Source organism: Pseudomonas sp. Eth.TT006 (genome assembly GCF_054456575.1).
Map to the genome: position 1 here is coordinate 218,568 of NZ_JBTJEN010000003.1, position 14,030 is coordinate 232,597.

Here is a 14,030-nt window from a genome sequence, read left to right on the forward strand (position 1 = left end):
CATCCGATGAATGTGGGCAAGCAACAGGGCTTTACCCTGATCGAGTTGATGGTGGTGCTGGTGATCATCGGGATTGCCAGTGCGGCGATCAGCTTGAGTATCAAGCCGGATCCGCTGGCGTTGCTGCGCAAGGACGCCGAGCGGGTGGCGCAGTTGCTGCAGGTGGCGCAGGCCGAGGCGCGTGCGGATGGGCGGCCGATTGTGTGGGTAAGCGATGGCAAGGGGTTTCGCTTCAGTCGGCGCAGTGACAGTGGTCGGGGTTTTGAGCATTTCAAGGATGATCCGCAGTTGCGCCCGCGCACCTGGCAGAGTCCGAAGCTGGAGGTGCGGGTGGAGCCGAAGCAGAAGGTGGTGCTCAACGCCGAGTGGATCAATCCGCCGCTGCAATTGACCCTGTCGGACGGGTTCAATCGGCTGAGTGTGCTGCGCGATGCCAGCGGCAGGATCAGTGTGCAATGAACGCGCAACGGGGCTTTACCCTGATCGAGGTGATGGTCGCGATTCTGTTGATGGCGGTGGTCAGCCTGATTGCCTGGCGCGGGCTGGACAGTGTGACGCGGGCGGATGGGCATTTGCAGGCGAGCGCTGAGCAGAGCGACAGTTTGTTGCGGGCGTTGAATCAGTTGCAGCGCGATGTGGAGATGCGCGCGGGCGTTGAATTGACGGAGCCGAAGAAGGTTGGCGTGGATGATGAACCGCCGACCGCGCCGCCGGCGTTGACGGTGCGCAGCAGTGACAGCAAGGGGTTTCGGCTGGATGTGATTAGGGCGGCGGCGGATCAGCCGGGGGCGTTGCAGCGGGTGCGCTGGTGGGTCAAGGGCGACACGTTGTATCGGGCGGAGGCTGAGGCGCGCAGTCGATATCCGTTGCCGGCGCCGGGGGCTGGGGTGGCGGTGTTGCAGGGTGTGAGTGATGTGCAGGTGCGGGTTTGGGAGGTGGATCAGGGGTGGCGGCAGTTGAGTGGCAATCGGCGCGAGGATCCGTTGGGGTTGGAGGTGCGGTTGACGCGGGAGACGGCGCAGGGGGTGGAGCGGTATCGGCAGGTGATGGGGCCGTTGGAGTGAGCATTTTGGATGTACGCGATCACGTGTAGGAGCTGCCGAAGGCTGCGATCTTTTGACTTTGATTTTAAAGATCAAAAGATCGCAGCCTGCGGCAGCTCCTACAGGGGTTTGGGTGCGGTCAGGGGGGATTGGTTGGCTGATCGGCCGTCATCGCGAGCAGGCTCACTCCTACAGTTGGATCGGGTACATCAGCAAGAGATTGGTTGGGTGTTAGACCGCTTTCGCGAGCAAGCCCGCTCCCACAGTTTGGATTGGGTGCGGTCAGGTGGGGATTGGTTGGCTGTGAGGCCGTCATCGCGAGCAGGCTCACTCCTACAGTTCAGATCGCGTGCAGTGCGGCGCAGCCGCCCCACTCAACAGGATGAGCGTTAGCTCGGCTGCAGCTTTTGATCTGCAGGCGACGTCGGGAGGCTGAGTGGAGGGATGCATCCGGGGGTGGGAGCGCAGCGACCGTTTGGCGCAGCCAAATGCATCGAGAGGAGGTGCAGCGAAGCAAACCGTAGGCGATGCGCCCGGATGGATTCCGCAGCGAAGGAACCCCGAGCCTCAGCGAGCGGGCCGGACGCAGGAGCAAGCGTTTTTTTGCTTACTTTTTTTAGGCGTTTGTAAAAAAAGTGAGTCGCCGTAAGGGCGAAACCCTAAGCAGCCGTTACCGCAGCAACGGATATGTACCCAGTCAAACCCACTAGCTCAAAACGACCACGCCACCCGGCAACTCGGTACATTTGACGCCATACGCATCACGAATCAACAGCGCAACGCCAGCCAGTTGATCAAGGCTGAAGCGCGCCTGCACCCGCCGCTGCCCAAGCTCACGATTGAGCAGCAAAAGCATGCCGGGCCGGTAACGGTTGATCTCGTCGATCATCTGGCTGAGGGTCGCGCCGTTGAACACCAGCACTTGTTGGCGCCAGTTCATCACCGCTGCGGTGTCGACGCTCTGCACCGCGCCCACCTGCCGGCCGTCATAGGTCAGTTGTTCACCCGGCTGCAAACGCAGATTGCGGCCATCGACATTGACCTCCACCAAGCCATCAAGACAAGTCACGCACACTTGCTGATCGGTATTGCGCAAATTGAAGCGCGCCTGACTCGCGCGCAACCACCCGCCTCCGGCCTGCATCGCCAGCGGTAGCCGCGTGGTCTGTACTTCGACTTCGCCACTGACCAGTTCAAACCCCTGCACGCCGTCATCGCCGGCGCGCTGGTTGATGCGGGTCTGGGTGTTGAGTTCCAGGCTCACGCCGTCGGCCGGTTCGACGCGGCGTTGCTGGCCGACTTCGGTGATGTAATCCGCGCCAAGCCCTTCGAAGCCGCCGGGGATGGTGCCGCGCACCAGCAGGAACGCCGCCGAGGCGGCAATCGCGCCGCCAAGAAAAGCCCGTCGACCGAAGCGCCGGGGCGCCTGCAATTGCTCCGCCGCCGGTTGCAGCCGATGCCACAACTGTTTGGCATCTTCGAACGCGCGGGCGTGCTCCGGGCTCCGCGCGCACCACTGACGCAGCGCGCGGGCGTCGGCCACGGTGGCGCGGCCGGAGGTCAGCAGGATCAGCCAGTCGCGGGCTTCGCTGTGCAGAGTGTCGGCGGCCGAGGGCTCGGCGGGTGTCAGTCGAAAGATGTTCAAACGCGCAGATTCTCAACGAATTGATCGGGCACTAATCAGATGACGGTTTTCCGGCCCCGCGACCGAACCGCTGAAACACTTTTCTTTCCAGTTTCGCCGCGCAGTGGCCCAGTGCGGCTTTGATTTCCTTCTCGACCATGCGCGTGGAGATGCCGAAGCGTTGGGAGATTTCCAGGTGCGGCGCCTCCTCCAGCCGCGCGGCGATGAAGATCCGCCGGCGGCGTGCCGGCAGTTCGTACAAGGCGCTGAGCAGCGACTGGATTTCCTTTTGCCCGCCGACCACCCGCGCCGGGTCCAGCGCTTCGTCGCCGATCTGCAGCAATTCTTCGACTTCCTCGCCGGTGAGCAGGCGCGCATCGGCCTGGCGGCGGTCGGCGGCGATGTTCAGCGCCATGCGATACAGGTAGGCGTTGGGCCGCAACAGGTTCGGCGGCGTCTCCATGCGGTCGACCCGCAGGTAGGTTTCGTGCAGCACGTCGTTGGCCAGGTCTTCCGAGCCGAGACGCCGGCGCAGGCGCACCCGAAAGTCCTCGTAGGACGTCAGGAACAGCTGGACCATCGAACCTTGTCCGGTGTCTTTCATCCCCCGGAAACTCCTTCCCATTTGGTGCATTCCATGCGTTTCCCTGACGACTCCGGTAACAACAGCAACGTGACCGGCTGACGCAACGCGCTGGGCGTCGGCCGGTCGATCCTGAGATTGCGAAAGCTCTCCACCAGCGCGGTGTCGCGCCGTTCATCGCCGGTGGTGGTGACCAACCGGTTGTGCTGCACCACGCCGTCACGCCCGACCCAGACCTGCAACACCGCGCGATAACTGCCCGGACGGGTCAGCGGCGAACGACACAGGTTGCGCTCGATCGCCGCTTGCACGGCGGTGGCGTAACTGCGATTGACCGCTGCGCTTTCCGGCGACGGTTTTTGCGTCGCGGCCGGCGCATCCTCGACTTGCGCCACTTGCAGGGTGAACGCGTCGGCACGCGCATAGCGCGCCATCAAGCCACTGCCGCCGAGCAAGCGGCGCAGGGCATCGGCCGCGGTGTATTCGCCGTCCACCGCGAGTGAGCGCCGACCGCGACTCAACTGGCTGTCGACCAGCACCGCAACGCCCGTGGCATGGCTGTACTGATCCAGCGCCCGCGCCAGGTCCTGCGCCGGAATGTGCAGCGTCATGCGCAAGTCCGCCGGGCCAGGCTCGGCGGTCGCGCCGTCGCTCAACCAGCCAAGCAGCAGCCCCAGACCGACCCGGCGCACAAGAGTCGCTGAACGCTGAAGACCGTCCCTGGAACTGCCTCGCTGCACGGCTGACGTACCCCTGAAAACCGTCATCCTGATGGCTGTTTATGAATCTGGTGTGACGGGCGGTGCAAAAAAACCATCACGGGATTTGCGCAAGGCTTGCACTAGACTTCAGACAACGAACGGCCACTTCGGGCCGGCCAGGAGGCCAGGATGAAATCACTGTGGAAAATCGCCCTTGGCGGGCTGCTGCTGAGCGCTGTCGCCAACGCGCACGCCGAGCAGCCGCTGGGCTGTGTCGAAGTCACCGTGGGTGGCTACAAGGCGCCGAATTACGATTGTCTGAGCCAGCAGATGGGCAACAACCCGGAAGGCGCGGCGGCGGCGCAGAAGAATCAGGAAGCGCTGAACGTGCCGGTGAACAAGCGGCCACCGAATCAGGTCGGGCTGGCGACACCGGCGGCGACCAGTACGCGGATGGGCAATACTTTCGGGACGTCGGTGAAGCCACAGCGTCCACCGGTTAATAGCGGAACGTCCCCAATCAATAGCAAATAAGGCCCATTGTGGCGAGGGGATTTATCCCCGATGGGTTGCGGAGCAACCCCGGAAATCACCCGCCTCAATTCTTGGTTCTGTCGTATTTACGCCTGCTGCGCAGCCGATCGGGGATAAATCCCCTCGCCACAACCAATATTTCAATAAAACGGTGTCACTCGCTCGGCGTCTGGCGAAAGCTCACTGCCAGGCGATTCCAGCTGTTGATCGCGCTCACCGCCATGGTCAGATCCACCAGTTCGGCCTCGCTGAATTGCCCCCTCGCCTGCTGGTAAACATCGTCCGGCACATGACTTTCCGCCAGCAGCGTCACCGCCTCGGCCCAGCCCAGTGCGGCGCGTTCACGGGGATTGAAAAAGCTGCTGTCGCGCCATACCGCGATCGCATACAACCGCCGCTCACTCTCCCCCGCGCGCCGCGCGTCCACCGAGTGCATGTCGGTGCAGAACGCGCAGCCGTTGAGTTGCGACGCGCGGATTCTGATCAACTGCAACAGCGGCGCCTCGATGCTCAGATCACGGGTCAGCGCCTCCATGGCGAGCATGGCTTTCATCGCCTTGGGCGAGGCGTTGTAGTAGTCCAGACGCGGGGTCATCGGCAGGTCTCGGTAGACGGAATAATGACTTCACCGTAACCGCCGATGGCGGGGCATGACAGCCCCAATCGCACGGAAAACCGTTACACCACTGCCCCCGAGCCTAACCCAATACCTGTGGGAGCTGGCTTGCCAGCGATGGGGGCATCAGATTCAACATGGATGTCTACTGAAAAACCGCCATCGCTGGCAAGCCAGCTCCCACAGGGGATTGGGGCCAATTTGGCGATTTTCGATTGCACAACTACTGCCCCCCACGCAAACAGAGGTACCCTGCCCGATACCTCAATCGCCCCCCGGAGCCGCGTCGGTATGGAACTTCACGTCGTGATCAATGGCCGCAAGGACCTCGCCGGTCAGTTGTACAACCAGCTGCGCGATGCTATCGAGTCCGGGCGTCTGGCCGCTGGCACGCAGCTGCCGCCCAGTCGCCTGCTGGCCGAGCAGTTGGGGATCTCGCGCAAGACCATTTCCGACACCTACGCGCAGCTGACCTACGACAATTTCCTCACCGGGGTGATCGGCAAAGGCACGTACGTCAACGCGCGCCCGGCGCAGGTTCAGCGCAAGCACAGCCACACCGAGCTGGCCAGCGCCGAGGTGATCGAGCGCTGGCGCAATCTACCGATGTTCCTCCAGCACCCGACGCTGGAAGGCGCGCTGCGCTACGACTTCATTGGCGGCGCCACCAGCAAGGGCCAGTTTCCGCATGACGACTGGCGCCGCTGCGTCTCCCACGCGATGCGCCAGATGGCCGGGGCGAAAGGCTTCTACAGCGTGCCCGAAGGCCTGCCGGCGATGCGTCATGCGATTGCCGGGCACATCGCGTTCTCCCGCGGTATCAACTGCAAGGACGAAGACATCGTGGTGTGCAACGGCGCACAACAGGCGCTGGACCTGATCACCCGCGTATTGATCAGCCCCGCCAGCCGGGTGGCGATGGAAGACCCGGGCTACCCGCCGGCGCGTCTGCTGTTCGGCACTCATGGTGCGGAAGTTGTCGGCGTGCCGGTGGATGCCGAAGGCATTGTGGTCGAGCAGATTCCCGAGGGCACGCGGCTGATTTACGTGACCCCGTCGCACCAGTTCCCGCTGGGCATGCCGATGAGCCAGGCGCGCCGCGAGGCCCTGCTGGCGCGGGCTTATGAGCTGGGCGCGATCATCATCGAGGACGACTATGACAGCGAATTTCGCTACGAAGGTCGCCCCACCGATTCGCTGCATAACCGCGATCAGCGCGGCATCGTCGCCTACATCGGCACCTTCTCCAAGACCCTGCTGCCGGAGCTGCGCCTGGGTTATGCGATCCTGCCGCCGGCGATCCTCGAAGCGGTGATCCGCGCGAAAAAGCTCACCGACCAGCACACCTCGACCCTGCCGCAATGGGCGCTGGCCAAGTTCATCACTGAAGGTTGCCTGCTCAAGCACATCCGCCGCTGCCACGGGATTTACGCGCAGCGCCGCGAACGGATTCTGGCGCGCATGGCGGGCGATCTGGCGCCGTGGTTTGAGGTAGTGCCGGCTTGCGCCGGCTTCCATATGGCGGTGTTGTGCAAAGTGCCGATCGATCTGCCGCTGGTCATCGAACTGGCACGCAAGGTCGAGGTCGGGCTGTATGCCATCGACATCTTTCATTACCAGCAACCGGTGCGTGCCGGTCTGTATTTTGGCTTCGGCGCCATCGAGACGCTGGACATCGACATCGCCCTGGATCGCTTGCGCGACATATTGCAACACGTCGCCTGAATAATTGGTCTGGGCGATTAGCCGCCGATTGGTTATTGGTGTTCATAAGGGACAGGCCTATTCTGCACAGGCGTTATCCCTCAATGAGCAGGATTCGTCCGGCCTGATTCAGGAGCGAGAGCAATGCCCAGCGAAGTGATCAATACCGTGCAAGTGCGCGCCAGCGCCGGCCGTTCGGAAGAACTCGGCCGGCAGTTGCAGAAGATCGTCGACACCCTGCGCCAGACCCCGGGCTGCGACGCCTACATGGTCGACCGCTGCCCCGAGGACAGCCAACGCTGGACAGTGAGCGCACGCTGGCAGTCGGAAGCGGCGATGCAGGCGCACTTCAATCGGCCCGAGGCGCAGGGGTTTATTGACCTTATTGATAGCCGACTGGCCAATAGTGTGGATTTCAACAGTTTCCCCATCGTCTGAACCGACGCCTTCGCGAGCAAGCCCGCTCCCACAGTTGATCGCAGTCTCCTGTGGGAGCGGGCTTGCTCGCGAAGGCGTCATTCGCCACACCCATTTCATTTCTGAAACACCCCGATTGGTCACCCGATCTTCCCGAATATTGGCCGTTTGCTCCCCCCTCCCAGCGGACTACTGTGGTCACCACCCCTCCCCAAACTGGTGACCCGCCATGAAAGCCCTGCACCTCTTCACCGCCGTTCTCGCCCTGTCCATGTCCGCCGCAGCCCTGGCCCACGATCCTTCCGAGAAAGTCACGGTGCTGCAAGAACAACTGCTGAAAAACGTCCCCGGCAAGAAAGCCATGATGATCGAAGTCGACTACAAACCCGGCCAGTCCTCGATCGCCCACAAACATGACGGCACGGCCATGGCCTATGTGCTGGAAGGCGAAGTGATTTCCCAGGTAAAAGGCGAACAGCCGATCACCTACAAGAAGGGCCAGTTCTGGTACGAAGCGGCCGGCTCGGAACATCTGGTGTCGAAAAACGCCAGCCAGAGCAAACCGGCAAAACTGCTGGTGTTCATGGTGCTGGCCCCGGACGAGCCGGTGTTGATCCCGTTGAAAAACTGATCCTGTTTGGCTCAGCCATAAATAGAAAGGCGCAAACCCCGGTTTTGCGCCTTTTTATTTCCCGCCGTCATTAGCCGCCAGGCGTTACAGCGAATCAAACTATCGCGCCACCGTTACCCGGCAATTTGTCAGCTTATTTACAGCTTGGCGGGTTTAGTCTGAATCAACCGTCGGCCGCCATAGAGCCCCCCGACAACCCTGGTGTTCCGACTGCAGTGACTTCACGGGAGACTCATCATGAAACGTGCATTTGCGACTACCCTGGCGCTATCGGTGTTTACCCTCTCCGCCTGCTCGGTGCCCACTGCACCGCCAGCGGTTTCTTCCCTCGACACGCTGTTCACTCAACCGGTCGGCCGCAGCAGTGCCACGCAGGTCAAAAGCGGCCCCGGCGTAGCACTCGGCGTGGTCTACAGCCCGGCCACCCAGACCAACCGCGAATACCTGCGCGATTATCAGGCCAACGTCGGCACCGGTTTCGGCCAGAGCCTGCTGGTACAGCCGATCCACGACGCCTACGTCGCCACCTCGAAACCCGACATGGCGGTGGACTGGGTCAAGGCTTCGCTGCAGCGGCAGTTCGGCTCGGTCACGGTGTATCCGGACATGCAGAGCCTGCGCGCCGCGCATCCCGACGTGGTGGCGATCATCGACACCCACAGCCAGCTGATCACCTCGCGCAGCTCCGACATCAAGGCCGATGTCAGTGCCGATTTTTATGATGCGCAGTTGAACTACATCGGCACGGCGAAAGGCTCCGAGGCCCGCGAACTGACGCCGGTGTGGGCGGACTTCAAAGGTTCGGATGCGATCGTGGCGGATATCAATCAGCAGCAGGATGTGCAGGTGCGGGCGTTGCAGAAGTTTGATCAGTCGCTGGGGCGGTTGTTGATTGGGGCGGGGGATCGGGTGTCGATGCTGGATAGCAAACAAGGTCAGAAATTGTATTGAATGTCAGGGCCTCTTCGCTGGCAAGCCAGCTCCCACAGGGTTTGTGGTGATGCGCAATTCGTGTAGGAGCTGCCGAAGGCTGCGATCTTTTGATCTTGATCTTTAAAAACAAGATCAAAAGATCGCAGCCTTCGGCAGCTCCTACAGGGATCAATGAAAATCTCGGATGTAAAAAAGCCCCGGCATCTCGCGATGCAGGGGCTTTTTCATTCAGTACTACTTACGCCAGTTCAAGCTCGGCATTCGCAGTCGCCGCAGGCACGATCGCTTGCCCGCTCAACGCCAGGTCCAGCAGTTCACGGTTGGCCACCGCGTACATGGCGTAGTCGGTACCGCTCGCGGCACGGATTTCCACCAGCATGGCGCGCCAGCGCGAGATCATGCTTTCGTGCTGCGCCATCCACAGCGCCAGGCGTGCTTCCACGTCCTGGGTGCCGTCGCCCTGTTGCAGGACGGAGATGGTGATCGCCCGTTGCTGCCAGTCGACGTCATCACGGAACGCTTCACGGGCCAGGGCCTGCCAGTTGTTTTCAACCGGCAGTGCGCTGATCTGTTGCAGGTACCAGGTGATGTCCAGCGCGCTGCCCACGGCGAAGTAGGCCTTGGCCACTTCGGCCGGGTCCTGGCCAGTCACGTCGGACGCTTCGATGATCGGCAGCAGGGTGTACAGGTGCGAGGTACCCGCCACCATACGCGCCAGCAGTTCCGGAACACCGGCAGCGACGTAAGCCTGATAACGCGCCTGCCAGTTTTCGCGGATTTCGCCGCTCAGCAGTTCGTCCAGTTTCAGGCCCAGCTCCTTCAGGTGCGGACCGAAGTGCGCGACGTCACGGGCAGCGTTCTGCTCGTTGCGACGGGCACGCAGGAACCAGCGCGTAGCGCGGCGGCCCAGACGCATCAGCTCGTCCATCAGCTCCAGCTGCACGTCAGCGGAGACCTGATAGTCCAGCGCTTCGATCTGACGGAACCAGTGCGGGAGGTGGAAGATGTCGCGCACGATCACGTAGGCACCGGCCACGTTCGCCGGGCTCATGCCGGTCGACTCTTTGAGTCGCTGCACGAAGGTGATGCCCATGTGGTTGACAAGATCGTTGGCGATCTGCGTGCTGACGATCTCGCGCTTCAGACGGTGACGACGCATGGCGTCGGAGAACTTGCTGACCAGGGTCGGCGGGAACGCCGTTTCCATGTCGCGGGTCAGGTAGTCGTCGTCCGGCACCAGCGAACCCAGCAGTTGTTCCTTGAGGTCGATCTTGCTGTACGAGATCAGTACCGACAGCTCCGGACGGGTCAGGCCATGGCCTGCCGCAACGCGCTCGTTGATCTGCTCTTCGGTTGGCAGGAACTCGATGGCACGGTCCAGCTTGCCCCGGCCTTCCAGATCGCTCATCAGACGCTTGTACTCGGCAATGCGTTCGTAGGCACGACGCGCCGCCAGGGACAGGGCCTGGGTCTGCTTGTAGTTGTTGCCCAGCACCAGATTGCCGACTTCGTCGGTCATGCTCGCCAGCAACTGGTTGCGTTGCTTGTCGGTCATGTCGCCGGCCTGAACCACTTCGTTCAGCAGGATCTTGATGTTTACTTCGTGGTCGGAGCAGTCCACGCCACCGGCGTTGTCGATGAAGTCGGTGTTGGAACCGCCGCCATTGAGACCGAATTCCACCCGACCCAGTTGGGTCATGCCGAGGTTACCGCCCTCGCCCACTACCTTGCAGCGCAGCTCGTTACCGTTGACGCGCAGTGCATCGTTGGCCTTGTCGCCGACATCGGCGTGGCTTTCGCTGCTGGCTTTCACATAAGTACCGATACCGCCGTTCCACAGCAGATCCACCGGCGCCTTGAGCAAGGCGTTCAGCAGTTCGGTCGGGGTCAGTTTGTCGGCCTTGATGTCGAAGCGCTCTTTCATCTGCGGCGAGATGGCGATGCTCTTCGCGCTGCGCGAGAAGATGCCGCCGCCTTCGGACATGATGCTGGTGTCGTAGTCGGTCCAGGCCGAACGCGGCAGGTCGAACATGCGCTGACGCTCGGCGAAGCTGGTCGCCGGGTTCGGGTTCGGGTCGATGAAGATGTGCATGTGGTTGAAGGCCGCGACCAGTTGCAGCTTGTCGGACATCAACAGGCCGTTACCGAACACGTCACCGGCCATGTCACCCACGCCAACCACGGTGATGCTGTCTTCCTGGACATTGATGCCGCGCTCGCGGAAGTGGCGCTGTACGCCGACCCACGCGCCCTTGGCGGTGATGCCCATTTTCTTGTGGTCGTAACCGGCGGAACCACCGGAGGCAAATGCGTCGCCCAGCCAGAAGCCGTAGTCGATGGCGATGCCGTTGGCGATGTCGGAGAAGGTGGCAGTGCCCTTGTCCGCCGCGACGACCAGGTACGGGTCATCGTCGTCATGCCGCACGACGTTGGCCGGCGGTACCAGCGCGCCGTCTTTCAGGTTGTCGGTGATGTCCAGCAGACCGGAAATGAAGATGCGGTAGCAGGCGATGCCCTCGGCCGCGATCTCGTCACGGCTGCCGCCCAATGGCAGGCGACGCGGCAGGAAGCCGCCCTTCGCACCCACCGGCACGATGACCGAGTTCTTCACTTGCTGGGCTTTTACCAGGCCGAGGACTTCGGTACGGAAGTCTTCTTCACGGTCGGACCAGCGCAGACCACCACGAGCAACGTTGCCGAAGCGCAGGTGCACGCCTTCGACGCGTGGCGAGTAAACGAAGATTTCGAACTTCGGTACCGGCTTCGGCAGCTCCGGAATCGCGTGCGGGTTGAACTTGAAGCTGAAGTACGACTTGTTCTGGCCGTTGGCGTCAGTCTGGTAGAAGTTGGTACGCAGAGTGGCTTTGATCAGGTCCAGGTAACGACGCAGGATGCGGTCTTCGTTGAGCACCTGAACGTCGTCCAGTGCGGTCAGAATCGCCTGTTCCAGACGTTGTTGCTTGTCTTCCAGATCGTCGCTGCCCAGCTTGCGTGCCAGGTAGAAACGGGTCTTGAACAACCGGGTCAACTCGCGCGCGATGTCGGTGTGGTTGTTCAGGGTGCTGGCGATGTAACCCAGGTCGAAGCCCAGACGAATCTGCTTCAGGTAACGCGCGTAAGCACGCAGCAGCGCCACGTCGCGCCATGGCAGACCGGCGGTCAGCACCAGACGGTTGAACGCATCGTTTTCGGCATCGCCACGCACGATGTGCACGAACGCGTCCTGCAGGGTGTCGTTGAGCTGCTGGATGTCGAGGTCCAGGCCTTCGGCGGCGGTGAACGCGAAGTCGTGAATCCAGAACTCGCGGCCATTGGTGTGACGCAGGCGGTACGGGAATTCACCCAGTACGCGCAGGCCGAGGTTTTCCAGAATCGGCAAGACGTCGGACAGCGCCAGCGGGGTGTCGGCGTGGTACAGCTTGCAATGCAGCTCGCGCTGGCCTGAGACCTGACCAAGCGGCTGATAGAAGCTCATCACCAGCGGATTTTTTTCGTTGAGGCTCAGCAGGTGCTGCATGTCGACCACGGCCGAATGCGCAGCGAAACGCTCGCGGTAGCCGGCCGGGAAGCCTTTCGGGAAATCCGCCAGCACGTTGGTGCCGTGGGCTTCGCCGAAGCTTTCGACGGTCAGCGCGGCGTAGTCGTCCTGCCAGCTGCGGCAGGCCTGCACCACTTCTTTTTCCAGCAGCAGCGGGTCGATGTCGATGCGGTTCTTCGGATCGACGCGCAGGATCAGCTGCACGCGGGCCAGCACGGACTCGGAGAAGAACGTCCAGAACTCGCAGTCGGTGGCCTTCAGGCGCTCCATCAGGACTTGCTGGATCTTCTGCCGCACTTCGGTGGAATAGATGTCGCGCGGCACGTAGGCCAGGCAGTAGCAGAAACGACCGTACGGGTCTTTGCGCAGGAACACGCGGATCTTGTTGCGCTCCTGGATCTGCACGATCGACATCACGGTGGTGAACAGTTCGTCGACCGGGGTCTGGAACAGGTCGTCACGCGGCAACACTTCGAGGACCTGCGCCAGTTCCTTGCCCAGGTGAGCCTTGGACTGGAAGCCGGAGCGACGCTCGATTTCCTCGACCTTGCGCCGGATGAACGGGATGACCCGCACGCTCTCGCCATACACCGAGGAGGTGTACAGGCCCATGAAGCGGTGTTCCTTGATGACTTTGCCGTCGGCGTCGATTTCACGGATCGACACGTAGTCCGGGTAAGCCGGACGGTGCACACGGCTCGGGTGCGCAGCCTTGGCGAACGACAGCAGGGTCGGTTCGCGCAGGTAGTTCACCGCGTAGTCTTCGATGTGCCGGTCTTCGTTGGTCAGGCCGGTGCGCAGTAGCTTGGTCAGACCGAGGAAGGAATTCTGGTCGTACTCGATGTGGCCGCCATCGGCCTGATCGACCACGGTGAACTCTTCGTAGCCGAGGAAGGTGAAGTGGTTGCCCACCAGCCATTCCAGGAAGCTTTTGATTTCGCTCTTTTCGTCGGCATCGACGGCGAATGCGCTGTGGTCGAGCTTGGTGAGGATTTCCTGCACCTTGGCCTTCATCGGCTCGAAATCAGCGACCGCGACGCGCACTTCGCCAAGCACCTGCTCCAGCTCTTTGCTCAGCACGGTCAGCTCGGCCGCGTTGGCGCAGCGGTCGATTTCCAGGTACATCAGCGACTCGTGCAGCACGCCTTCGCCGGTGCTGCCTTTTGGCAGGATTTCCAGCAGTTCGCCCTTGCTGCCACGGCGTACGCTGAGCACGGTGGTTTGCAGGGTGTGGATGCTGTAGCCGCGACGGTTCAGCTCGGTGCGGACCGAGTCGACCAGGAACGGCAGGTCATGGTGCAGCACTTCGACCGCGGTGTGGGTCGACTGCCAGCCATGACGTTCGTAATCGGGGTTGTAGACGCGCACTTGCGGTTGCGCGTGATCGAAGCGCTCAAGCAGGCGCCACGCGGAAAGAGTACAGCCAGCGAGGTCGGAGAGGCGACGTTGAGTCAGCTCGTCCAGAGAAATGATGCCGAAGAATTGTTCAGCGAACAGCGCCACTTGTGGCAGTGCCTGTTCACTGATGTGCTGCGCCAGTGCCGCTTGCAGTTGGTGCTGGAAGTCGGCTTTGCTGGCTGCGGTGAAGAACGCCATCTGTGGTACTCCGCTTAAGCTTGTTATTGATGGAAAGCGTCGCGTGCAACACCCCTCTCGGGGCCTGTGTCGCCCTGTTCCTGATTCTCGGGCAGAGGAAACAGGGTGAC

Annotated in this window: 12 protein-coding genes; 7 read left to right on the forward strand and 5 right to left on the reverse strand. The window is 62.0% G+C overall.

The genetic code is table 11. From position 1 onward, the window contains the following. The first annotated feature begins 6 nt into the window (after positions 1–6). Both ACXR0M_RS06945 and ACXR0M_RS06950 read left to right on the forward strand, forming a co-directional pair. Complete coding sequence (locus tag ACXR0M_RS06945) at positions 7–459, forward strand: GspH/FimT family pseudopilin (protein ID WP_458831150.1); 453 nt, start codon at positions 7–9, stop codon at positions 457–459. Next, entirely contained in the window at positions 456–1,064 is a 609-nt protein-coding gene (locus ACXR0M_RS06950; RefSeq protein ID WP_458831152.1) for a prepilin-type N-terminal cleavage/methylation domain-containing protein, read from the forward strand. The genes ACXR0M_RS06945 and ACXR0M_RS06950 overlap by 4 nt, the downstream gene beginning before the upstream one ends. A 685-nt stretch (positions 1,065–1,749) precedes the next feature. On the opposite strand, the gene ACXR0M_RS06955 is transcribed toward ACXR0M_RS06950, so the two are convergent. From ACXR0M_RS06955 to ACXR0M_RS06965, 3 genes are read right to left on the reverse strand one after another with little or no spacing between them, the layout of a single operon-like run. Then, entirely contained in the window at positions 1,750–2,688 is a 939-nt protein-coding gene (locus ACXR0M_RS06955; RefSeq protein WP_458831154.1) for a FecR family protein, read from the reverse strand. Between the two features lie 31 nt (positions 2,689–2,719). Next, positions 2,720–3,271: an RNA polymerase sigma factor gene (locus tag ACXR0M_RS06960; protein WP_458831156.1), complete on the reverse strand. Its 552-nt coding sequence runs from the start codon at positions 3,269–3,271 to the stop codon at positions 2,720–2,722. Next, positions 3,268–3,990, reverse strand: coding sequence for a secretin and TonB N-terminal domain-containing protein (locus ACXR0M_RS06965; protein WP_458831158.1), 723 nt, complete (start codon positions 3,988–3,990; stop codon positions 3,268–3,270). The genes ACXR0M_RS06960 and ACXR0M_RS06965 overlap by 4 nt, the downstream gene beginning before the upstream one ends. 150 nt (positions 3,991–4,140) lie before the next feature. On the opposite strand from ACXR0M_RS06965, the gene ACXR0M_RS06970 reads away from it, so the two are divergent. Next, complete coding sequence (locus tag ACXR0M_RS06970) at positions 4,141–4,485, forward strand: hypothetical protein (RefSeq protein WP_458831160.1); 345 nt, start codon at positions 4,141–4,143, stop codon at positions 4,483–4,485. A 154-nt stretch (positions 4,486–4,639) separates the two neighbouring features. On the opposite strand, the gene ACXR0M_RS06975 is transcribed toward ACXR0M_RS06970, so the two are convergent. Continuing rightward, positions 4,640–5,080, reverse strand: coding sequence for a carboxymuconolactone decarboxylase family protein (locus ACXR0M_RS06975; RefSeq protein ID WP_458831162.1), 441 nt, complete (start codon positions 5,078–5,080; stop codon positions 4,640–4,642). 312 nt (positions 5,081–5,392) lie between these two features. Here ACXR0M_RS06975 and pdxR point away from each other — a divergent pair, with 312 nt between their 5' ends. From pdxR to ACXR0M_RS06995, 4 genes are all read left to right on the forward strand, one after another. Then, on the forward strand, positions 5,393–6,826 hold the full coding sequence (pdxR, locus tag ACXR0M_RS06980; protein ID WP_458831164.1) for a MocR-like pyridoxine biosynthesis transcription factor PdxR: 1,434 nt from the start codon (positions 5,393–5,395) through the stop codon (positions 6,824–6,826). 123 nt (positions 6,827–6,949) lie between these two features. Next, a complete protein-coding gene (locus ACXR0M_RS06985; protein ID WP_458831166.1) occupies positions 6,950–7,243 on the forward strand; it encodes a putative quinol monooxygenase in 294 nt (97 codons plus the stop codon). Between the two features lie 208 nt (positions 7,244–7,451). After that, positions 7,452–7,853 (forward strand): cupin domain-containing protein, encoded by a 402-nt coding sequence (locus tag ACXR0M_RS06990; protein ID WP_458831168.1) that lies wholly within the window; start codon positions 7,452–7,454, stop codon positions 7,851–7,853. Between the two features lie 237 nt (positions 7,854–8,090). Continuing rightward, entirely contained in the window at positions 8,091–8,804 is a 714-nt protein-coding gene (locus tag ACXR0M_RS06995) for an ATPase (protein ID WP_458831170.1), read from the forward strand. Positions 8,805–9,024: 220 nt separating this feature from the next. On the opposite strand, the gene ACXR0M_RS07000 is transcribed toward ACXR0M_RS06995, so the two are convergent. Next, entirely contained in the window at positions 9,025–13,920 is a 4,896-nt protein-coding gene (locus ACXR0M_RS07000; RefSeq protein WP_458831172.1) for an NAD-glutamate dehydrogenase, read from the reverse strand. Between the last annotated feature and the right edge of the window lie 110 nt (positions 13,921–14,030).

Excerpts from the sequence above, each read along its gene's own strand:
- ACXR0M_RS06945 (WP_458831150.1), top strand. The coding sequence starts at position 7 with ATGAATGTGGGCAAGCAACAGGGCTTTACCCTGATCGAGTTGATGGTG.
- ACXR0M_RS06950 (WP_458831152.1), top strand. The coding sequence starts at position 456 with ATGAACGCGCAACGGGGCTTTACCCTGATCGAGGTGATGGTCGCGATT.
- ACXR0M_RS06960 (WP_458831156.1), bottom strand. The coding sequence starts at position 3,271 with ATGAAAGACACCGGACAAGGTTCGATGGTCCAGCTGTTCCTGACGTCC.
- ACXR0M_RS06970 (WP_458831160.1), top strand. The coding sequence starts at position 4,141 with ATGAAATCACTGTGGAAAATCGCCCTTGGCGGGCTGCTGCTGAGCGCT.
- ACXR0M_RS06975 (WP_458831162.1), bottom strand. The coding sequence starts at position 5,080 with ATGACCCCGCGTCTGGACTACTACAACGCCTCGCCCAAGGCGATGAAA.
- pdxR (WP_458831164.1), top strand. The coding sequence starts at position 5,393 with ATGGAACTTCACGTCGTGATCAATGGCCGCAAGGACCTCGCCGGTCAG.
- ACXR0M_RS06985 (WP_458831166.1), top strand. The coding sequence starts at position 6,950 with ATGCCCAGCGAAGTGATCAATACCGTGCAAGTGCGCGCCAGCGCCGGC.
- ACXR0M_RS06990 (WP_458831168.1), top strand. The coding sequence starts at position 7,452 with ATGAAAGCCCTGCACCTCTTCACCGCCGTTCTCGCCCTGTCCATGTCC.
- ACXR0M_RS06995 (WP_458831170.1), top strand. The coding sequence starts at position 8,091 with ATGAAACGTGCATTTGCGACTACCCTGGCGCTATCGGTGTTTACCCTC.
- ACXR0M_RS07000 (WP_458831172.1), bottom strand. The coding sequence starts at position 13,920 with ATGGCGTTCTTCACCGCAGCCAGCAAAGCCGACTTCCAGCACCAACTG.